Here is a 19,263-nt window from a genome sequence, read left to right as displayed (position 1 = left end):
CTGTTCGACCACTGACAGTTTAAAGGCGAGGCTGTAGTCCCGCTGTGTACGCTTGATCCCTGATTCCAATTGACTCTCCTTCCAAGGGCGGAAAAAGTGTCAACCCATTTCAGGACGGGTCAAGCGAAACAAAAAAGCCTCGCGGACGCGAGGCTTTTTTGTTGACCGTGAACTGCCGGCTTACGCGTGCTGCGAGTGCGGTGGTTCCTGCTGCGATTGCGGCCGGTAACCGAGCGATTCGGAAATCATGAGCGCAGTCTGGCTGAGTTGCCCAAGCCACGAATCCTGCAGGCGATCCGCCGGTGCGGACAGCGACAGGCCCGCAACCAGCTTGCCGGTGTCGTCATAAATGCCGGCCGCGATGCAGCGCACGCCCAGTTCCAGTTCTTCGTTATCGCGCGCACAGGCTTGCTGGCGCACGTGCGACAGTTCGCGCTCCAGTTTGTTCAGGTCGGTAATGCTGTTTTGCGTATGACCCGACAGCCCGGTGCGCGTGGCGTAGGCACGCACGCGGGTCGATTCGTCGGCGGCGAGGAACAGCTTGCCCACCGAGGTCAGATGCAGCGGCGCCCGGCCGCCGATGGCCCGCACCACCTGCATGCCGGAGCGCTCGGAATAGGCGCGTTCTATATAGACGATCTCGTCGCCCTGGCGCACCGACAGATTGACTGTCTGGCCAGTTTGGCGATGCAGCTCGCGCATTGGCGTGAGCGCCGCATCGCGTACCGACAGACGCGCCTTGACCAGATTGCCCAGTTCGAGCAGGCGCATGCCGAGGCGGTAGGTACCGGGGTCCGACCGGTCGACCAGCCGGCACATCACCATGTCGTTCAGGATGCGGTGGGCGGTGGACGGATGCAACTCCGTGCGGATGGCGAGTTCTTTCAGGCTGACCGGGTCGCTATGCGCAGCGAGTGCGTCGAGCAAGCGCATCATGCGTTCGATCACCTGGATCGAAGTTTTGGGATCCGGGTTCGTGTCGCTCATAGGAGGAATCGGTTGACGCGTCAAACAGCGGAAAATTGATTGTATCTCGTATCGTGAAAAAAGCGAACGCGGCTGGAAGGCCCCTTCCAATTTAACGTGGCGCTCGTCTTATGCCTTCTGGCCGTTGGTATTGTGCGGCAAACAGCGGATAATCAGGGACGTTTTCCCGAAGGAGGGCTCATGCGAGTCGGATTGTTCGTCACCTGCCTGATTGACCTGATGCGTCCGGAGATCGGTTTTTCGGTCATCAAGCTGATCGAGGGCGCCGGTTTCGAGGTGGTGGTTCCGCCCGCGCAAACCTGCTGCGGGCAGCCCGCGTACAACTCCGGCGAGCGGCGCATCGCGCGCGATCTGGCCGAAAAGACCTTGCGCGAATTCGAACAGTTCGATTACGTGGTCGTGCCGTCAGGTTCGTGCGGCGGCATGATCCGCGTGCATTACGGCGACCTGTTCGCCGACGATCCTGAGTTGATGAGCCGCTTCGGCAGGCTGCGGCCCAAGGTGTTCGAGTTGACCGATTTCCTCGTCAACGTCGCCAAGGTGCAATTGCAGCCGGGCGAGTTCGCGGGGCAGGTGACATACCACGATTCCTGTTCGGGGCTGCGTGAACTCGGCGTCAAGACCCAACCGCGCGTGCTGCTCGCGCAGGTGGGCGTGGCGGTGACCGAAATGAAGGATTGCGAGCACTGCTGCGGCTTTGGCGGCACGTTCGCGCTCAAGTACGGCGACATTTCGACGGCGATCGTAGACGAAAAATGCGCGAATATCAGCGCGAGCGGCGCCGGCACTGTCGTGCTCGGCGATCTCGGCTGCATGCTCAACATCGAGGGCCGCTTGCGGCGCACGGGCGACACCGCCACACGCGTGCTGCACATCGCCCAGGTGCTGGCTGGCGATGTCGCGTAAACGTGCTTGCCGCATTCCATTTCACGTACTTCGGTTCGCGCATTTCAGTTCGCGCACGTTAGTTCGCGCACGTTAGTTCGCGCGTTAGTTCGAATACGCACAAGGCCGCCATGCAAGTTCAATCGATGCAATTCAAGGCCCGCGCGGGTCAGAAACTCGCCGACCAGCGCCTGCAGCAGAATCTCACCAAGCTGTCGACCAAGTTCGTGTCGGCCCGCGCCGCGGCCATTGCCGCGATCGATTTTCCCGCCACCCGTGCCGCTTTGAAGGAGCGCCGCAATCGCGCGCTGGAAAATCTCGACGTCTGGCTCGAAACCTTCGAACGTGAAGCTGTCCGGCGCGGCGTCACGGTGCTGTTCGCTGAAACGACTCAGGAAGCGGCGCGTCTGGTCGGCGACATTGCGCGCCGCCACGATGTAAAGAAGGTGATCAAGACCAAGTCGATGGTCACCGAGGAAATGCGCCTGAACGAAGTGCTCGGGCAGATGGGGGTGCAGTCGATCGAAACCGATCTGGGCGAATACATACTGCAGATCAACGGCAACGAGCCGCCGAGCCATATCATCGCGCCGGTCGTCCATAAAGATAAGGACGAGATCGCCGAGCTGTTCGCGAAGACGCACGATCGGCCGCGCCTGACCGAGATTACGGATATGACCCGTGAAGCGCGCGAGATGCTGCGTCCGCACTTCATGACGGCCGACATGGGCGTGACGGGCGGCAACTTCGTGGTCGCGGAAACCGGTTCGGTGGCGCTGGTCACGAACGAGGGCAACGAGGGTATGTGTACGGTGATGCCGCGTGTGCATGTTGCGGTCACCGGTATCGAAAAAGTGTTGCCTACGCTGGAGGATCTGGCTACAGCAATGCGTCTGCTGCCGCGCTCGGCAACCGGGCAGGCAACGTCGAACTACTTTTCCGTGCTGACCGGGCCGCGGGGTCCGAGGGATCAGGATGGCCCCGAGCATATGTACGTCGTGCTGGTCGACGGAGGGCGTACCGGGCTGATCGGCGGCGACTTTCAGGAGATGCTTCGCTGTATCCGTTGCGGCGCGTGCATGAACCACTGTCCGGTGTATCAGAAGGTGGGTGGTCACGCGTACGGCTGGGTCTATCCGGGGCCGATGGGATCGGTGTTGACGCCGAGCTATGTCGGACTCGACAAGGCGCTGGATCTGCCGCAGGCCGCTACGCTGTGCGGCGAGTGCAATAGTGTCTGCCCGGTGGAGATTCCGTTATCCGATCTGTTGCGCAAGTTGCGCGAAAAACAGGTGGAGCGTCGCCTGCGACCGTGGCGGGAAAGGGTGGGGCTGGCCGTGTGGGGTTTCCTCGCGCTGCATCCGGATGCTTATGCGCTGGTGACGAAGCTCGCCGTGCGCGTGCTGGAACAGTTGGGCGGGAAAAATCGTTCGATCGCGAAGCTGCCGCTGGGTGGCGCCGGCTGGACCAATACGCGCGACATGCCTGCGCCGGTGGGGCGCACGTTCCGGGAGCTGTACGCGGCGCAGCGCAGCCATATTGGTTGAGTGAGCGGCTCTGCCGCCTGCCATTGTCTCCAGTTGACTTCCTTGTCGCCATGAGAGAGGCAAGCGGGGCAGCGCGCCGCCGGGACGCCCTGGATCGCGCTGCATGCCGAAGCTTCTCTATCGCCTGATCTCCCGTCCGGCAATTGCGCCGCGGTCTGCGTGCCACGGACACATGCAATGTGACGGATCAGTGGTCCGTCATCCCCCCTGATTGACGGCCGGGAACGCCTCTCCTCACTTCCATATTGCCGCCGTTGCCGCGCCCGCCTCCGCCGCCTGCCTGTTGCGGCGGCGGGTTGGCCGGGCCCGGACGTGCCATATTCGAGCCGCCAGGTCCGCCGGGGCCGCCGGCTGCGCCGTGTGGCGGCGGACCGCCGTGCTGGCCGCCGCCTCCATTCGGCTGCCCATGCCAGCCGCCATTATCGCCGCGGTTGCCGTTATCCCGGTCCCAATGCCCCGGGTAGCCGCGATAGCCCCCCCCCGGCCCGTAGTAGCCCGGTCCCCAGTAGTTGCCGTAATCCATGTAGACGTTGGTTTGCGGCACGACGGGCACCCCGGTGGCGTAGCCGTCGTATCCGTCATAGCCGTCGTAATAACCGTTGCCGTACATCGGCGTGCCGTCCGGATAGACGGCACAACCGCCCAGCAAGGTAGCCACGGCCAGGCCGACGAGTGGAGCGATGCGTTTCATTTGGTGGACCAAGTGCGAAAGTACGTGACGATAAGACAACTATTATCGCCAACCGTCGCATCAGCTTTGTATGTCTTTGTAAGGATTTATTTTCCGTGCCACGACGCATGTCGACGCGATGCGCCGCCAACCTCCCGATCGACTGTTCCTTCCAACGCAACGCTGTATCTCGCGCAGGTCGGTTTTTCCCGATTGTCTTCCTCTATAGAATTTCGACTGGGCATAGTGGGTCACGAGCTCATGAGCCCCTAATCGGAAAGAACGACATCATGAAAAAGACAATATCGGTGTACTGGCCCCTTGTCATCGTTGTGCCGCTTGCCGCGGCAGCCTACCTGCACCTTTGTGGCGACACCTCGCACGGCTCGCAAGCGCCGCTCGCCGCGGATCAATTGACCGCTGAACTTGCACGCGCCGTCTCGTACGGCATGGTCGGCGACGTCAAGACGCTGCCCGCCAAGCCCATGCGTGCCGTCGCGTCAATGCCCGTCGCGCAGGCATCCTGAGCGCGCAGGAGTGATTAGCCGCCGCGCTGCACGCAAAGCGCTGAGCCGGCGCTGCGAGGCGCCCGGCGCGATCCGGCTCAGCTTTGTATAATCGCGGCACCGTTTCCTAACTTGTTGCTCCGCGCGAGCGTCGCGCCAGAAAGCCCTTGATGAAAACCGTGTCCATCTGCTTCGTCTGCCTCGGGAACATCTGCCGTTCACCGACCGCGGAAGGCGTGATGCGACATCTGGTGGCCGAGGCGAATCTCGTGGAGCGCATTTTGATCGATTCCGCCGGTACCGGCGACTGGCACATCGGCCAGCCACCGGACGACCGGGCACAGCAGGCCGCCAGCCGGCGCGGCTACGAACTGGCTGCCTTGCGCGGGCGTCAGATTGTCGCGGCGGACTTCGAGCGCTTCGATCTGCTGATCGCGATGGACGACAAGAACGTCGCCGCGCTGAGCAAAATCTGCCAGCCGGCTCAGCGCGACAAGATTCGTCTGCTGATGGAGTTTGTTCCGGAGACGGACAGTCGCTGGGGCGGCGCGCGCGAAGTCGCCGATCCGTATTTCGGCGGAGCGGACGGTTTTGAGCAAGTGCTGGACCAATGCGAAGCGGCCTGCCGCGGTTTGATTGCAGCGCTTAGTCCCCAATTGACGCGCTGAAAGTACGTCGGGGCTTCACCGCATGTACCCACGCCGAACGCATCCGGTTAATTAAGCAAATGACCCAAATCGCGATAGGGATACTTGACTAAATCGCTCATGTATTTATACTTGACCAAACTTGTCGAGAATAGCGGTTCCCACACCATATGAGACTCACCACGAAAGGCCGTTTCGCCGTCACGGCGATGATTGACCTGGCACTGCGCCAGGAGCAGGGCCCGGTGACGCTTGCGGGTATCAGCCAGCGCCAACATATCTCCCTGTCGTACCTCGAGCAGCTGTTTGGCAAGCTGCGTCGTCACGAAATCGTCGAGTCCGTGCGCGGACCGGGCGGCGGCTACAATCTTGCCCGCCGCGCTGAAGACGTGACGGTGGCCGACATCATCATTGCTGTCGACGAGCCGCTCGATGCCACCCAGTGCGGTGGCAAGGGCTCGTGCGAGGGCACCAAACAGCACGACGGCCACTGCATGACGCACGAGTTGTGGTCGACGCTGAATCAGAAAATGGTCGAGTACCTGGATTCGGTCTCCCTGAAGGATCTGGTCGATCAGCAGCGTTCGCGTGAAGGCGCGCCGGCGGTGTTGCGCGACCGGCGCAACGACGCGCCGGCGGTCGAACCCGCACGCGTGGTGCCGAAAGGGCCCAATTCCGTTTTCAACATGGCCGGTTCCTAGGGCGCGGCGAGTCGACTACTTGCGAAACCGCCGCAGCCTGACAGCGAACCCAGAAGCCAGAGCACATGACGTCCCCGGAGCGATAGATGAACAACGAGATTCCCCACCTGCCCATTTACATGGACTACAGCGCGACGACCCCGGTCGATCCGCGCGTGGTGGACAAGATGATTCCGTATCTGCGCGAGCAGTTCGGCAACCCCGCATCGCGTAGCCACTCGTATGGCTGGGACGCGGAACGTGCGGTCGAAGAAGCGCGCGAGAATGTCGCTGCGCTGGTGAATGCCGATCCGCGCGAAATCATCTGGACTTCGGGTGCAACCGAATCGGACAACCTCGCGATCAAGGGCGCCGCGCACTTCTACAAGAGCAAGGGCAAGCACATCATCACGGTGAAGACCGAGCACAAGGCCGTGCTCGACACCTGCCGCGAACTCGAGCGCGAAGGCTTCGAGGTCACGTATCTGGATGTGAAGGACGACGGTCTGATCGACCTCGAGGTGTTCAAGGCCGCGCTGCGCCCGGACACGATTCTGGTTTCGGTGATGTCGGTGAACAACGAAATCGGCGTGATCCAGGACATCGAGGCGATCGGTGAAATCACCCGCGAAAAGGGCATCATTTTCCATGTCGACGCGGCGCAGGCCACCGGCAAGATCGCGATCGACCTGCAAAAGCTGAAGGTCGACCTGATGTCGTTCTCGGCGCACAAGACCTACGGTCCGAAGGGTATCGGCGCGCTGTACGTGCGCCGCAAGCCGCGTATCCGCATCGAAGCGCAGATGCACGGCGGCGGTCACGAGCGCGGCATGCGCTCGGGCACGCTGGCCACGCACCAGATCGTCGGCATGGGCGAAGCGTTCCGCATCGCGCGTGAAGAAATGGCGACCGAAAACGAGCGCATTCGCATGCTGCGCGACCGCCTGCTGCGCGGCCTGTCGGAAATGGAAGAAGTGTATGTGAACGGCGACATGGATCAGCGTGTGCCGCACAACCTGAACATCAGCTTCAATTTCGTCGAAGGCGAATCGCTGATCATGGCCGTGAAGGACGTGGCGGTGTCGTCGGGTTCGGCGTGCACATCGGCTTCGCTCGAACCGTCGTATGTGCTGCGCGCATTGGGCCGTAACGACGAGCTGGCGCACAGCTCGATCCGCTTCACGGTGGGTCGCTTCACGACCGAGCAGGATGTCGATTACGTGATCAACCTGCTGAAGACCAAGATTTCGAAGCTGCGCGATCTGTCGCCGCTGTGGGAAATGCACAAGGACGGGATCGATATTTCGACGATCCAGTGGGCAGCGCACTGACGCGCCGGTTTGGATGCCGAATTCATCGAACTCAGATTGAAACGAATCAAGGAGTGTAATCATGGCTTATAGCGACAAGGTTCTGGACCACTACGAAAACCCGCGCAACGTAGGTTCTTTCGCGAAGGACGACGATGCGGTCGGCACCGGCATGGTCGGCGCGCCCGCATGCGGCGACGTGATGAAGCTGCAGATCCGCGTGGGCGCGGACGGCATCATCGAAGACGCGAAGTTCAAGACGTACGGCTGTGGTTCGGCGATCGCGTCGAGTTCGCTCGTCACCGAATGGGTGAAGGGCAAGACGCTCGACCAGGCCATGTCGATCAAGAACACGCAGATCGCAGAAGAACTGGCGCTGCCGCCGGTGAAGATCCACTGCTCGATCCTCGCGGAAGACGCGATCAAGGCAGCGGTCGCCGACTATAAGCAACGCCACGGCGAAGCGGTCGTCGAAGGCGGCAAGCAGCACGCGTAAGCGCGCTGCCGAGTGTGAATCGAAGCGGACGGCGAGCGGCAGCAATGCACCGTCCGGCATGTGCGATATTTGAAGCAGGCAGGGCAGCAGCGCGTCACGAGGCATATGAATGCCGGATACGCGCCGCGCAACGAGAAACGCTATGGCAATTACGTTGACCGAAAAGGCAGCACAGCACGTCCAGAAGTATCTGACTCGTCGCGGCAAGGGTGTCGGGTTGCGGGTCGGCGTGCGTACGACCGGTTGCTCGGGTTTGGCCTACAAACTCGAGTACGTGGATGAACTCGCGCCCGAAGACGAAGTGTTCGAATGCAACGGCGTGAAGATCATTGTCGACCCGAAGAGCCTCGCGTATATCGACGGCACGGAACTCGACTTCGCGCGTGAAGGCTTGAACGAAGGCTTCAAGTTCAACAACCCGAATGTGAAGGACGAATGCGGTTGCGGCGAGTCGTTCCGCGTGTAAATCGGAACGCTTCCGCGTGCGTGCAGCGGAAAAGAGGCGGCGCGGGCCGCCTTTTTAGTTTCATCCACGCCTCTTCGATCGCCGAATCTTCGTTGCCCTTTTGATCTGCATTGATCTGCACTTCGGTGCGCTTCCTGAACGGACTCCTTTTATCCGATGGCCTCGCTGAACGACAGCCACTTCGACCTGTTCGATCTGCCGGCGCAATTCGCGCTCGACGCGTCCGCGCTCGACCACGCTTACCGCACGGTGCAGGCGCAAGTGCATCCGGACCGCTTTGCCGCGGCCGGCGACGCGCAAAAACGCATTGCGATGCAATGGGCGACGCGCACCAACGAGGCGTATCAGACGCTGCGCGATCCGTTAAGGCGTGCGACTTATCTGCTGCACCTGCGCGGCATCGACGTCGGCGCGGAGAACAACACGGCGATGGAGCCGGCGTTCCTGATGCAGCAGATGGAATGGCGCGAAGGAATCGAAGACGCGGCTGCGGCGAAGAACGTCGATGCGCTCGACGCCTTGCTGACCGAACTGCGCGACGAAGAGCGCATGCGTTTTACCAGGCTCGGTGCGTTGCTCGACAGCGGCGCGAACCAGGCGGCAGGCGAGGCGGTGCGGCAGTTGATGTTCATCGAGCGGGTGGCGTCGGAAATCGGCACGCAGATCGAGCGGCTCGAAAACTAGCGCCGCGCGCAGTGTCGTAGATGCGCGAAGAGGCGCACAAACGTATGCAACGCACGCAAACTCATCCAACCGCAGCCGTAGCATTACCATCCAGCAACGCGAAAATTCAGGACGGGGCCAGGCGGTCCCGAGAAGACCCAGATGGCCTTACTGCAAATCTCCGAACCCGGCATGGCGCCGGCGCCCCATCAGCGGCGCCTCGCGGTCGGTATCGATCTCGGCACCACCAATTCCCTCGTCGCCGCGGTGCGCAGCGGCGTGCCCGATGTGCTGCCCGACGAACACGGCCATGTGCTGCTGCCGTCGGTGGTGCGCTACCTGGAAAAGGGCGGCCGACGCATCGGCCGCACCGCCAAGGCGGAGGCCGCGACTGATCCGCGTAACACGATCGTGTCGGTCAAGCGCTTCATGGGCCGTGGCAAGGCGGAAGTCGAAGGCGCAGAGAATGCGCCGTACGACTTTATCGACGCGCCCGGCATGGTGCAGATCCGCACCGTCGACGGCGTGAAGAGCCCGGTCGAAGTCTCGGCGGAAATTCTCGCGACGCTGCGCCAGCGCGCCGAGGACACGCTAGGCGACGAGCTGGTCGGCGCGGTCATCACGGTGCCCGCGTATTTCGACGAAGCGCAGCGCCAGGCGACCAAAGACGCCGCCCGTCTGGCCGGCCTGAACGTGCTGCGCCTGTTGAACGAGCCGACCGCGGCGGCGATCGCCTACGGCCTCGACAACGGTTCCGAAGGCCTGTACGCGGTATACGACCTCGGTGGCGGCACCTTCGATCTGTCGATTCTCAAGCTCACCAAGGGCGTGTTCGAAGTGCTCGCGGCGGGCGGCGATTCCGCGCTCGGCGGCGATGACTTCGACCACGCGCTGTATCGTCATGTGCTGGAGCAGGCGGGCATCGCGCCGCAGTCGCTTGCTCCAGAAGACGTGCGTCTGCTGCTGGACAGCGTGCGCGTGACCAAGGAGGCTTTGTCGGACGCTTCGAGTGCAACGCTGCAGGCGACGCTCTCGAGCGCCACCCAGCTCGATCTGACGATCGGCGAAGCCACTTTCGAAGCGCTGACCCGAGCGCTGGTTCAACGCACGCTCGGCCCGACGAAGAAAGCACTGCGCGACGCCAAGGTCACGACCAAAGAGATCAAAGGCGTGGTGCTGGTCGGCGGCGCGACGCGTATGCCGGTGATCCGCCGTGCGGTCGAGTCGTTCTTCGGCCAGCCGCCGCTTACCAATCTGGATCCGGATCAGGTCGTCGCGCTCGGCGCGGCGATCCAGGCCGATCTGCTCGCAGGCAATCGCGGCGCCGACGGCGACGACTGGCTGCTGCTCGACGTGATTCCGCTGTCGCTCGGCGTCGAGACGATGGGCGGCCTGACCGAGAAGATCATCCCGCGTAATTCGACGATTCCGGTCGCGCGCGCGCAGGATTTCACGACCTTCAAGGACGGCCAGACAGCGATGGCGATCCACGTCGTGCAAGGCGAGCGCGAGCTCGTTGCCGATTGCCGTTCGCTCGCGCGTTTCGAGCTGCGCGGCATCCCGCCGATGGCTGCCGGCGCCGCGCGGATTCGCGTCACGTATCAGGTGGATGCGGACGGCCTGCTGTCGGTGTTCGCGCGTGAACAGGGCTCGGGCGTGGAAGCGTCGGTGGTGGTCAAGCCGTCGTATGGACTCGCAGACGACGACATCGCGAGGATGCTCGAAGACAGCTTCTCGAAAGCGGAAGTCGACATGCGTGCCCGCGCGCTGCGTGAAGCGCAGGTCGAAGCGCGGCGTCTCGTGGAAGCGACCGACGCCGCGCTCGCCGCCGACGCCGAATTGCTCGACGACAGCGAGCGTGCCGAACTCGACGCGCTGCTCACCGCCTTGCGCAACCTCGCGCAAAGCGATGACGTCGATGCGATCGAGGCCGCGACCAGAACGCTCGCGGAAGGCACCGACGAATTCGCCGCCCGCCGCATGAACAAGGGCATTCGCCGTGCGCTGGCCGGCCGCAAGCTCGACGAGATCTGAGTCGTCGCGGTAACGGCAAGCGAGCCGGGACGCCCGAAGCCGGGACGTCCGAAGCCGGGATGCCTCCAACAAACCGCGACGAACGAAAACGCGCCGCGTGTCTTAAAAAAGGCACTCGGCGCCAGTAAAATGGTACGGAGCCGGACTGCGGCAGCCGTGCCTCAGACCCAAACGGAAAATGTATGCCTCAAATCGTTGTGCTGCCTCATGTCGAACTGTGCCCGGAAGGCACGGTGATCGATGCCGTGCCCGGCAAGAGCATCTGCGACAACCTGCTCGATAACGGCATCGAAATCGAGCACGCGTGCGAGAAGTCCTGCGCATGCACGACCTGTCACGTGATCGTGCGTGAGGGTTTCGCCGCCTTGACGCCGTCCGAGGAAGACGAGGACGATCTGCTGGACAAAGCATGGGGGCTCGAGCCGGCCTCGCGTTTGTCGTGCCAGGCAATGGTGCCGGCGGAGCAGGATCTGGTCGTCGAAATCCCGCGTTATTCGATCAATCACGCGAAGGAAAACCACTAACAGGAGGACGCAGCCATGAAGTGGACCGATACGCAAGACATCGCGATGGCCCTGACTGACAAGCACCAGGACATCGATCCGCAGCAGGTGCGCTTCACCGATTTGCACCGCTGGGTCACCGAACTGGAAGGCTTCGACGACGACCCTAACCGGTCGAACGAGAAGATCCTTGAAGCGATTCAGGCTGCATGGATCGAAGACGCGGACTATTGAGTTTTCCGCCCGCGGCGCGCGATTCGTTTCTGTTGCGACAAAGAAAAAGGCGATTCCATTGGAATCGCCTTTTTTAACGCCTGGAGAATCTTCAGGCTGGTATCGCTCAGCTTGCCACCAGCGTGCCGTTTTCGACTCGCACGCGCTGACCTTGCTGGAACGGCGGCGCTTCATGGTATGTGAAGTAGCGCGTCTTGCCGTTTTCCATGCGCACGCGCACCGAATACGACGTGGTGCTGCGCAGATGTTTTTCGACCGAGTTGCCGGCAAGGCCACCGCCGAGCGCGCCGAGAATCGTCATTGCGGTACGGCCGTTGCCGCTACCGAACTGGTTGCCGACCACGCCGCCGGCAACCGCACCGCCGACCGCGCCGATCCCGGTGCCATGACCTTCCTGACGCACCGCCGAGATGCCGACCACCGTGCCGCAGGTCGAGCAGTAAGCCGGTTGTGAAGGTTGCTGCTGTGCGTATTGCGGCGCCGGCTGGGCTTGTTGCTGCTGGGCGTACTGAGGTTGTTGCGCCGGCTCCGGGGCAGGCTGACGTTGAACCGGCTGCTGCGCCTGTTGTTGGGCTGCGGTCTGCTGCGCTTGCTGTTGCGCCTGTTGCTGCGCCGCCTGCTGTTGTGCCTGCTGCTGCGCTGCCTGCTGTTGTGCCTGCTGCTGCGCTGCCTGTTGGGCCGCCTGCTGCGCCGCCAGATTCGCCGGCGCAGCCGAATCGACCACCGCCGGTTGCGTGGTCACTTGCGCGGTCTGAGTCTGGTCGCTTTGCATGCCGTTGCTCGACGCCTTCGGGAACAGGCCCGTGATGGCCGCTGTCGCGGCAAGGCTAGCGATGATGAGGGCACCCGCAGCGGTCGCTACAAGCGGGTGAAGACGACGTTGTTGCGCGGGTTTGGTATCTGGACTGTCCATATTGGCCTCCGTCTTAAGCAGAGTCGACTGTAATTGAGACACAGTGTCGATCAAATCGATCCCCGGAGCATTTCAATTTGTAACCATTTCCGGGTAATCATCTGACAGAAGAGGCGTCGAAGGGCCACGCGTATCGTGGAGACCCTCGGTGCACGCCGCGCTCGGTAGGGGACGGGCAGGGTGGCCGACTACCCTGGTGCGCATCTTTTACCGATGGTTACAAACTGTCAGCTAGCCGCCCCTGCGTTTATTCCCGGCTCGAAAACGCAAAACGCCCGACATCGAGCCGGGCGTTTTGTCTGGGCGCTAACGCAGCGAACCCATCAGTCTTCGCGGCGCAGATGCGGGAACAGGATCACGTCGCGGATGCTCGGGCTGTCGGTCAGCATCATCACCAGACGGTCGATGCCGATCCCGCAACCGCCTGCCGGCGGCATGCCGTATTCCAGCGCGCGGATGTAGTCGGCGTCGTAGAACATCGCTTCTTCGTCGCCGGCGTCTTTCTGGTCGACCTGCTTCCTGAAGCGCGCGGCCTGGTCTTCCGGATCGTTCAGCTCCGAGAAGCCGTTGGCGATTTCGCGACCCGTGATGAACAGCTCGAAACGCTCCGTGATGCCGTCGAACTTATCCGACGCGCGCGCGAGCGGCGACACTTCGATCGGGTAATCGATGATGTAGGTCGGCTCCCACAGTTGCGATTCGGCGGTTTCCTCAAACAGCGCGAGTTGCAGCGAGCCCACGCCAGCGTTCAGGAACTGCGGCTGCGATGCGTCCACGCCGAACTTCTTCAGCTCGGTGCGCAGGAACGCGCTGTCGGCGAGTTGCTCGCCGGTGTACTGCGGCGCGTACTTCTGGATCGCCTGGGTGATGGTCAGCCGATGGAACGGCTTGGCCAGATCGAGCTCACGGCCCTGATAGGTGATCGTGGCGGTGCCTAACGCGTCGATGGCAGACTGGCGGATCAACTGCTCGGTGAAGTCCATCACCCACTTGTAATCGGTGTACGCCGCGTAGAACTCGATCATCGTGAATTCCGGATTGTGGCGTACCGACACGCCCTCGTTGCGGAAATTCCGGTTGATCTCGAACACGCGCTCGAAGCCGCCGACCACGAGGCGCTTCAGAAACAGTTCCGGCGCGATCCGCAGGAACATCTGCATGTCGAGCGCGTTGTGGTGCGTGGTGAACGGCTTGGCCGCGGCGCCGCCCGGAATCGGGTGCAGCATCGGCGTTTCGACTTCCATGAACTCGGCGTCGGCCATGAACTTGCGGATCGACGAAATCGCCTTGGTACGCGCGACGAAAGTCTTGCGCGTTTCCGGCGTGACGATCAGATCGACATAGCGCTGGCGGTACTTCATTTCCTGGTCGGACAGGCCGTGGAACTTGTCCGGCAGCGGACGCAGCGACTTCGACAACAAACGCAGTTCAGTGCAGCGCACCGACAACTCGCCCTTGTTGGTACGAAACAGCACGCCGCGCGCTGCGACGATGTCGCCCATGTCCCACTTCTTGAACGCGTCGTACGTTTCCTGGCCGATGTCGGCCGGCGTGATGAAGAACTGGATCTGGCCGGAACCGTCGCGCACGGTCGCAAAGCTCGCCTTGCCCATCACGCGCTTGAGCATCATGCGGCCGGCGAGGGCGACTTCGAGCGGATTCGCTTCGAGCGTTTCCTTGTCGGAATGCTCGTATTGCGATTGCAGATCTTCGGCGTGGTGCGTGGGACGGAAATCGTTCGGATAGGCGATGCCTTGTTCGCGCAGTTCGCGCAGCTTTTCACGGCGCTCGGCGATGATCTTGTTGTCGTCTACCTCGGGCACGACATTCGGCTGGATCGATTCGGTCATGATGATTTGGTATTCGGTGGGCCGCATGCGGCTGGCCAATGAGTCACAAAAACTCAGGCGGTAAAAAGATGCGGCGCGGCAATGCGATGCATGCCGCGCCGATTGCGCCTAGACGCCCTGTTTCAGGCTCGCGCTGATGAACGGATCGAGGTCGCCGTCGAGCACGCTCTTGGTATTGCTGATTTCGACGTTGGTGCGCAGATCCTTGATACGGCTGTTGTCCAGCACGTACGAGCGGATCTGGTGACCCCAGCCCACATCGGTCTTGCCCGCTTCGAGCTTGTCCTGCTCGGCCTGACGCTTGCGGATTTCAGCTTCGTACAGGCGCGACTTCAGCATGGCCATGGCTTCGGCGCGGTTGCGGTGCTGCGAGCGGTCGTTCTGGCACTGCACGACGATGCCCGACGGCATGTGCGTGATCCGCACCGCGGAGTCGGTCTTGTTGATGTGCTGACCGCCCGCACCGGACGCGCGGTACGTATCGATGCGCAGATCGGCCGGGTTGATGTCGACTTCGATCGAGTCGTCGATTTCCGGGTACACGAACACCGACGAGAACGACGTATGACGGCCGCCCGATGAATCGAACGGCGACTTGCGCACGAGGCGGTGCACGCCGGTTTCGGTGCGCAAAAAGCCGTACGCGTATTCGCCTTCGATCTTGATGGTCGCGTTCTTGATGCCCGCGACGTCGCCTTCGGTCTGTTCCAGCACTTCGGTCTTGAAGCCCTTGCGCTCGCAGTAGCGCAGGTACTGGCGCAGCAGCATCGACGCCCAGTCGCACGCTTCGGTGCCGCCGGCGCCGGCCTGAATGTCGAGAAACGCGTTGTTCGGGTCGGCCGGGTTCGCGAACATCCGGCGGAATTCCATGTCGGCGACGCGCTGTTCGAGGCCTTGCGCATCTGCTTCGCAAGCGAGGAGCGTGTCCTCGTCGTTTTCTTCGCGGGCCATTTCGAACAGGTCCTGCGCGTCACGCAGGTCGTTATCGAGCGCCGTGAGTTTGCCGACGACGTCGTCGAGCAGCTTCTTTTCCCGGCCGAGGGCCTGGGCGTGTTTCGAGTCGTTCCAGACGTCCGGGTCTTCGAGTTCCCGGTTGACTTCGATTAGACGACGTGACTTGTCGTCGTAGTCAAAGATACCCCCGTAGGTCGGCCGCGCGCGTGCGCAGGTCCGCCAGAGAGGCTTCGATCGCGTTGAGACGTTCCGCTTCCATGTCGATCTTTTATAGCTTCGTAAAAAGGGGAAATTATAGCCGATCGGCGCGCTGCGCCGGAGCCTTGCGAGCGATCCGGCGCGTGTTTGAGGTTGATTTTGCGGTGATTTCCGATGCTTGACGGGCTCGCCGGGCAGACGTGAGGCAGTCCCTGAACCAGTCCCTGAACCAGCCCCTGAGCCAGCCTTGGGCTGCCGCTTCAGCTGGCCGCGTGCTCGACGATCAATTGCACCCGCGACACGCCGTTCCACGTGTCGCTCGCGAGCCGGTAGGCGACGGTGGTGCGTGCCGGCAGCGTATCGGTATGGTTGAACCAGATCGCGTTGAAGCGCTGGCGGCCGCGCACCAGTTGCAGCTTCAGGTGCTTGTCCTTCACCAGCGCCTGCGAGGCGATGTCGAATTCGCCCGAGAACACCGGCGCCGGAAAGCCTTGGCCCCAGACGGCGGCGTCGAGCATTTCGACGAATTGCGGCGTGAAGTAGGCGTCTTCGAGTTCGCCGTCGGTTTCGACGGTGCGCGAGAGCGCCTCTTCGGAGAGCCATTCGCGGCCGACCGCTTCGAACGCGGCGGTGAAGCGCGGCACATCGGCGGCGGCGAGGGTGAGACCGGCGGCCATCGCGTGGCCGCCGAATTTGACGATCAGGCCTGGCTCGCGCTTCGAGATCAGATCGAGCGCGTCGCGCAGATGGAATCCCGCGATCGAGCGGCCCGAGCCTTTGACCAGCGTGCCGCTGTCGTCGGCGAGCGCGAAGGTGAAGGACGGCCGGTGGAACTTTTCTTTCAGCCGCCCGGCGACGATGCCGATCACACCCTGATGCCAGCCCGGATTGAACAGCGTAATGGTGGTCGCGCCGTCGGGGTCGATCGCCGAGAGATCCTCCAGCGCCTGCTGCTGCATGCCGGCTTCGATCTCGCGGCGTTCGCGGTTCATCGTGTCGAGCTGCTGCGCGAGTTCCCACGCGCGGCCGATGTCGTCGGTGGTCAGGCATTCGATGCCGAGCGACATGTCCGACAGGCGGCCCGCCGCGTTCAGGCGCGGGCCGAGCGCAAAGCCGAGGTCGAAGCCCGACGCGCTGCGCGCATCGCGCGCCGCGGCGCGAAACAGGGCGGCGATGCCCGGCTGCATCTTGCCTTTGCGGATCCGCTGCAAGCCTTGCGCGACCAGCACGCGATTGTTGCCGTCGAGCTTGACCACGTCCGCGACCGTGCCGAGCGCCACCAGATCGAGCAGGCCGTCGAGACGCGGCTCGGGAAACGCGTCGTTGAAAGCGCCGCGGCGGCGCAGTTCGGCGCGCAACGCCAGCAGCACATAAAACATCACGCCGACGCCCGCGATGCATTTGCTCGGAAACGTGCAGCCCGGCTGATTCGGGTTGACGATCGCGCGCGCGGCGGGCAGTTCGTCGCCGGGCAAGTGGTGATCGGTCACCAGCACGTCGATGCCGAGCGCGTTGGCCGCTTCCACGCCGTCGACGCTGGCGATGCCGTTGTCCACCGTAATCAGCAGATCCGGCTTGCCGGACGCGCTGCGCGCGGCCAGTGCGACGATCTCGGGCGTCAAACCATAGCCGTACTCGAAGCGGTTCGGCACCAGATAGTCGATCTGCGCGCCGAACATCCGCAGGCCGCGCACCGCGACCGCGCAGGCGGTGGCGCCGTCGCAATCGTAATCGGCCACGACCAGCATCCGGCGCTTGCTCTCGATCGCGTCGGCGAGCAGCGCGGCGGCGTCTTCGCAGCCCTTGAGCGCGGCAGGCGGCACGAGCCGCGCCAGACCGGTTTCGATTTCATCGGGCATGCACACGCCGCGCGCGGCGTACAGGCGCGCGAGCACCGGATGCAGGCCGTGGCGGGTGAGAATTTCGGCGTCGACAGGGGAACAGGCGCGCGTAACGATTCGAGTCATTCGGAAAGGCCGTTGAGCAGGCGGTAAATCATTCGATGAAGAGCGAGGCGAGCACGCGTCGCCGCCAGAATTTGCGCAGGTCGCCGCGCGTGATCGACAGCGTCACGGAGCCGGTGTCGCCGCACAGCGTCAGGTCCAGTTCGCCGAGCCGGCCCGTTTGCAATGCATCCAGCGCCGGTTCGAACCAGTCGCTTTGCAACGCGGCGAAGGCGTCGTTCCAGCGCGCCCAGTCCTGCTCGATGTAGGGCGCGGAGAACGGATCGAGTTCGACCAGCGTGGCTGCGCCGCGTACGTAGGCATGCGTGTTTGCGGTGTTTGTCGTGTTTGCGCTGCCGGGCGCAGCGGCGAGCGCCCCGAAGGAGGCCGGCGGCGTGCCGGTCTCGACCCCGGCGGTCAGGGCCAGGCCGCGTGTGGCCGCCGCGTCGGAGAATACTCGCGCGAACGGGCTGGTTACCGGTTGCGCCGCGCCTTGCGCGTGAAACCAGATCGAGTTGACGGCCGGCAGGCCGCGCGCCTCGCGCGCCTCGTTCACCGGATGCTCGAACCACGCCATTTGCACTTCGTTTTGCAGCTTCATCCACGCGCGCGAGCGCTCGCCGGAATGCGCCTCGTGCGGCAGCCAGATTTCGATGTTGCGCCCGCTGGCACGCAACGGCGAGGCGCCCGCCAGCGTGCCGAAGCCTGCGCCCGACAAATACCAGCGCGCGGGCCTCGGCGCTTCGATGCGCACGCCGAGCTCCTCGATCAACGGCCGGGCGACCGCCAGCAGCGCGCTGGCTTCCTCGTCGGAGAGTTCCAGCGAGGCCGGATCGATCAGCACCAGATGATCATGCGCGATGCGCACGTGCACCGGCTGCACGCACGCCCACGTTGCGTTGCCGGGTTCGCCGCCGTCGGCGCGCAGCATGTACGGCGCGAGCGGTGCTTCGTCGTCGGCCGCCGCGCCGCCCGGCAGCGCGCCGAACTGGCGGGCTACCCAGCGCTCGTGCGGCAGCGTGCGCTGAAAATCCTCGCCGACCACCCGTTCGACCAGCGTCGCGCGGGCGATCAGCCGGTCGAGGGCCGGACTCCGGATGTCGTGCAGTGCGGTGGAGGCGTCGGCTGCGGCGGGCAGCGCGAAGGGGAGAAGAAGATGAAGACGGTTGGCGCGCATGATGCTGCGCATTGTAGGGCAAAGAGTGCGAGTATTCCGACCATATCGGCGGATTCCGGGCGCCGCATCCACGTCCCGCCGATGGCAGCAGCCGCGCGCGGCGGCACCGCGCCCATGACGAGGGAGACCGACATGTCGCGTGAACTGAAAACCGAGCGGGAGTTGCTCGAGCTTGTCGTGAGTGCGCTCGACGCCAACCCGGAGACGGCCGGCTGGATCCCGACCGGGTTCCACGAGACCGTCGAAGACGAGGAAGGCTGCAACTGGGACATCACGCACCTGCATCGCGACCGCAAGGACGCCGACGTGCGCGACGTCGCCGTCAGCGCGGCGGCGCGCATCATCAACGATCTGCGCAGCCGCTACAACCTGCGTTAGCGGGCTTGCGCCAGGTGCCTCGCGTTGCGCCGCGAGCCCTGTGCGGAAGGCCTTTGCGCGAAGCCGCGGCATTGTATGGCAAACTTCGCGCTTGATTGACGGCAGCAGCAGCGCGGGCAACCTTGGCGGCCCCGGCGGCGTGGGCCTCGCCGGCGGGGCCGGAGCGTCATACCGGAACCATCGGCGCTGCCGTGACACCAACGATCACGACGCTCGGGCCGC

General features: G+C 63.4%; 20 protein-coding genes. 13 read left to right on the top strand and 7 right to left on the bottom strand.

The features are described 5' to 3' along the window. Positions 1-180: 180 nt before the first annotated feature. A complete protein-coding gene (locus tag DLM46_RS31025; RefSeq protein WP_115107080.1) occupies positions 181-987 on the bottom strand; it encodes an IclR family transcriptional regulator in 807 nt (268 codons plus the stop codon). Between the two features lie 180 nt (positions 988-1,167). Here DLM46_RS31025 and DLM46_RS31020 point away from each other — a divergent pair, with 180 nt between their 5' ends. Together DLM46_RS31020 and DLM46_RS31015 are read left to right on the top strand one after the other, a co-directional pair. Further along, positions 1,168-1,893: a (Fe-S)-binding protein gene (locus DLM46_RS31020; protein WP_115107079.1), complete on the top strand. Its 726-nt coding sequence runs from the start codon at positions 1,168-1,170 to the stop codon at positions 1,891-1,893. A gap of 110 nt (positions 1,894-2,003) precedes the next feature. After that, positions 2,004-3,419, top strand: coding sequence for a lactate utilization protein B (locus DLM46_RS31015; protein ID WP_115107076.1), 1,416 nt, complete (start codon positions 2,004-2,006; stop codon positions 3,417-3,419). Positions 3,420-3,606: 187 nt separating this feature from the next. Here DLM46_RS31015 and DLM46_RS31010 read toward each other — a convergent pair whose 3' ends face one another. Then, positions 3,607-4,110, bottom strand: coding sequence for a hypothetical protein (locus DLM46_RS31010; protein ID WP_115107074.1), 504 nt, complete (start codon positions 4,108-4,110; stop codon positions 3,607-3,609). Positions 4,111-4,379: 269 nt separating this feature from the next. Here DLM46_RS31010 and DLM46_RS31005 point away from each other — a divergent pair, with 269 nt between their 5' ends. From DLM46_RS31005 to iscX, 10 genes are all read left to right on the top strand, one after another. Continuing rightward, positions 4,380-4,616: a hypothetical protein gene (locus DLM46_RS31005; protein WP_115107072.1), complete on the top strand. Its 237-nt coding sequence runs from the start codon at positions 4,380-4,382 to the stop codon at positions 4,614-4,616. A gap of 149 nt (positions 4,617-4,765) precedes the next feature. After that, the gene (locus DLM46_RS31000) at positions 4,766-5,263 is read left to right on the top strand and encodes a low molecular weight protein-tyrosine-phosphatase (protein WP_115107070.1); all 498 of its coding nucleotides are present in this window, start codon (positions 4,766-4,768) and stop codon (positions 5,261-5,263) included. A 149-nt stretch (positions 5,264-5,412) separates the two neighbouring features. After that, entirely contained in the window at positions 5,413-5,943 is a 531-nt protein-coding gene (gene iscR, locus DLM46_RS30995) for a Fe-S cluster assembly transcriptional regulator IscR (protein ID WP_115107068.1), read from the top strand. Positions 5,944-6,029: 86 nt separating this feature from the next. Next, positions 6,030-7,253 carry an IscS subfamily cysteine desulfurase gene (locus DLM46_RS30990; protein ID WP_115107065.1) on the top strand — a complete coding sequence of 408 codons (1,224 nt, stop codon included), beginning with the start codon at positions 6,030-6,032 and terminating at the stop codon, positions 7,251-7,253. Positions 7,254-7,314: 61 nt separating this feature from the next. Beyond that, complete coding sequence (gene iscU / locus DLM46_RS30985) at positions 7,315-7,728, top strand: Fe-S cluster assembly scaffold IscU (protein WP_115107063.1); 414 nt, start codon at positions 7,315-7,317, stop codon at positions 7,726-7,728. Positions 7,729-7,870: 142 nt separating this feature from the next. After that, on the top strand, positions 7,871-8,194 hold the full coding sequence (gene iscA / locus DLM46_RS30980; RefSeq protein WP_027799651.1) for an iron-sulfur cluster assembly protein IscA: 324 nt from the start codon (positions 7,871-7,873) through the stop codon (positions 8,192-8,194). 156 nt (positions 8,195-8,350) lie between these two features. Then, positions 8,351-8,878 carry a Fe-S protein assembly co-chaperone HscB gene (gene hscB, locus DLM46_RS30975; RefSeq protein ID WP_115107061.1) on the top strand — a complete coding sequence of 176 codons (528 nt, stop codon included), beginning with the start codon at positions 8,351-8,353 and terminating at the stop codon, positions 8,876-8,878. 141 nt (positions 8,879-9,019) lie between these two features. Then, positions 9,020-10,891, top strand: a complete 1,872-nt coding sequence (hscA, locus tag DLM46_RS30970; protein WP_115107059.1) for a Fe-S protein assembly chaperone HscA — start codon at positions 9,020-9,022, stop codon at positions 10,889-10,891. A gap of 182 nt (positions 10,892-11,073) precedes the next feature. Continuing rightward, positions 11,074-11,415 (top strand): ISC system 2Fe-2S type ferredoxin, encoded by a 342-nt coding sequence (gene fdx / locus DLM46_RS30965; protein ID WP_115107057.1) that lies wholly within the window; start codon positions 11,074-11,076, stop codon positions 11,413-11,415. 15 nt (positions 11,416-11,430) lie between these two features. Beyond that, positions 11,431-11,628: a Fe-S cluster assembly protein IscX gene (gene iscX / locus DLM46_RS30960; RefSeq protein ID WP_007181290.1), complete on the top strand. Its 198-nt coding sequence runs from the start codon at positions 11,431-11,433 to the stop codon at positions 11,626-11,628. 106 nt (positions 11,629-11,734) lie between these two features. Here iscX and DLM46_RS30955 read toward each other — a convergent pair whose 3' ends face one another. The 5 genes from DLM46_RS30955 to DLM46_RS30935 form a co-directional block, all read right to left on the bottom strand. Next, a complete protein-coding gene (locus DLM46_RS30955; protein WP_115107054.1) occupies positions 11,735-12,541 on the bottom strand; it encodes a glycine zipper 2TM domain-containing protein in 807 nt (268 codons plus the stop codon). A gap of 323 nt (positions 12,542-12,864) precedes the next feature. Beyond that, positions 12,865-14,391, bottom strand: a complete 1,527-nt coding sequence (gene lysS, locus DLM46_RS30950) for a lysine--tRNA ligase (RefSeq protein ID WP_115107100.1) — start codon at positions 14,389-14,391, stop codon at positions 12,865-12,867. A 108-nt stretch (positions 14,392-14,499) separates the two neighbouring features. Continuing rightward, positions 14,500-15,604, bottom strand: a protein-coding gene (gene prfB, locus DLM46_RS30945) for a peptide chain release factor 2 (protein ID WP_115107052.1) whose coding sequence is annotated in 2 segments (ribosomal slippage) — positions 14,500-15,522 and positions 15,524-15,604 — 1,104 coding nt in all. Because the reading frame shifts where the segments join, the coding sequence is not laid out codon by codon here. Between the two features lie 199 nt (positions 15,605-15,803). Beyond that, complete coding sequence (gene recJ / locus DLM46_RS30940) at positions 15,804-17,510, bottom strand: single-stranded-DNA-specific exonuclease RecJ (protein ID WP_115107049.1); 1,707 nt, start codon at positions 17,508-17,510, stop codon at positions 15,804-15,806. A 28-nt stretch (positions 17,511-17,538) separates the two neighbouring features. Next, on the bottom strand, positions 17,539-18,675 hold the full coding sequence (locus DLM46_RS30935) for a regulator (RefSeq protein ID WP_115107047.1): 1,137 nt from the start codon (positions 18,673-18,675) through the stop codon (positions 17,539-17,541). On the opposite strand from DLM46_RS30935, the gene DLM46_RS30930 reads away from it, so the two are divergent. After that, entirely contained in the window at positions 18,643-19,041 is a 399-nt protein-coding gene (locus tag DLM46_RS30930) for a hypothetical protein (protein WP_133300397.1), read from the top strand. The genes DLM46_RS30935 and DLM46_RS30930 overlap by 33 nt on opposite strands. Positions 19,042-19,263: the final 222 nt, after the last annotated feature.

The sequence above is a fragment of the Paraburkholderia lacunae genome, assembly GCF_003353175.1.
GTDB lineage: Bacteria > Pseudomonadota > Gammaproteobacteria > Burkholderiales > Burkholderiaceae > Paraburkholderia > Paraburkholderia lacunae.
Note: the sequence above shows the minus strand (reverse complement) of the source record. Positions and strands in the feature narration are given on the sequence as shown.

Coding starts and splice junctions, on each gene's coding strand:
- DLM46_RS31025 (WP_115107080.1), bottom strand. CDS start 987: ATGAGCGACACGAACCCGGATCCCAAAACTTCGATCCAGGTGATCGAA.
- DLM46_RS31020 (WP_115107079.1), top strand. CDS start 1,168: ATGCGAGTCGGATTGTTCGTCACCTGCCTGATTGACCTGATGCGTCCG.
- DLM46_RS31015 (WP_115107076.1), top strand. CDS start 2,004: ATGCAAGTTCAATCGATGCAATTCAAGGCCCGCGCGGGTCAGAAACTC.
- DLM46_RS31010 (WP_115107074.1), bottom strand. CDS start 4,110: ATGAAACGCATCGCTCCACTCGTCGGCCTGGCCGTGGCTACCTTGCTG.
- DLM46_RS31005 (WP_115107072.1), top strand. CDS start 4,380: ATGAAAAAGACAATATCGGTGTACTGGCCCCTTGTCATCGTTGTGCCG.
- DLM46_RS31000 (WP_115107070.1), top strand. CDS start 4,766: ATGAAAACCGTGTCCATCTGCTTCGTCTGCCTCGGGAACATCTGCCGT.
- iscR (WP_115107068.1), top strand. CDS start 5,413: ATGAGACTCACCACGAAAGGCCGTTTCGCCGTCACGGCGATGATTGAC.
- DLM46_RS30990 (WP_115107065.1), top strand. CDS start 6,030: ATGAACAACGAGATTCCCCACCTGCCCATTTACATGGACTACAGCGCG.
- iscU (WP_115107063.1), top strand. CDS start 7,315: ATGGCTTATAGCGACAAGGTTCTGGACCACTACGAAAACCCGCGCAAC.
- iscA (WP_027799651.1), top strand. CDS start 7,871: ATGGCAATTACGTTGACCGAAAAGGCAGCACAGCACGTCCAGAAGTAT.
- hscB (WP_115107061.1), top strand. CDS start 8,351: ATGGCCTCGCTGAACGACAGCCACTTCGACCTGTTCGATCTGCCGGCG.
- hscA (WP_115107059.1), top strand. CDS start 9,020: ATGGCCTTACTGCAAATCTCCGAACCCGGCATGGCGCCGGCGCCCCAT.
- fdx (WP_115107057.1), top strand. CDS start 11,074: ATGCCTCAAATCGTTGTGCTGCCTCATGTCGAACTGTGCCCGGAAGGC.
- iscX (WP_007181290.1), top strand. CDS start 11,431: ATGAAGTGGACCGATACGCAAGACATCGCGATGGCCCTGACTGACAAG.
- DLM46_RS30955 (WP_115107054.1), bottom strand. CDS start 12,541: ATGGACAGTCCAGATACCAAACCCGCGCAACAACGTCGTCTTCACCCG.
- lysS (WP_115107100.1), bottom strand. CDS start 14,391: ATGACCGAATCGATCCAGCCGAATGTCGTGCCCGAGGTAGACGACAAC.
- recJ (WP_115107049.1), bottom strand. CDS start 17,510: ATGACTCGAATCGTTACGCGCGCCTGTTCCCCTGTCGACGCCGAAATT.
- DLM46_RS30930 (WP_133300397.1), top strand. CDS start 18,643: ATGAAGACGGTTGGCGCGCATGATGCTGCGCATTGTAGGGCAAAGAGT.
- DLM46_RS30935 (WP_115107047.1), bottom strand. CDS start 18,675: ATGCGCAGCATCATGCGCGCCAACCGTCTTCATCTTCTTCTCCCCTTC.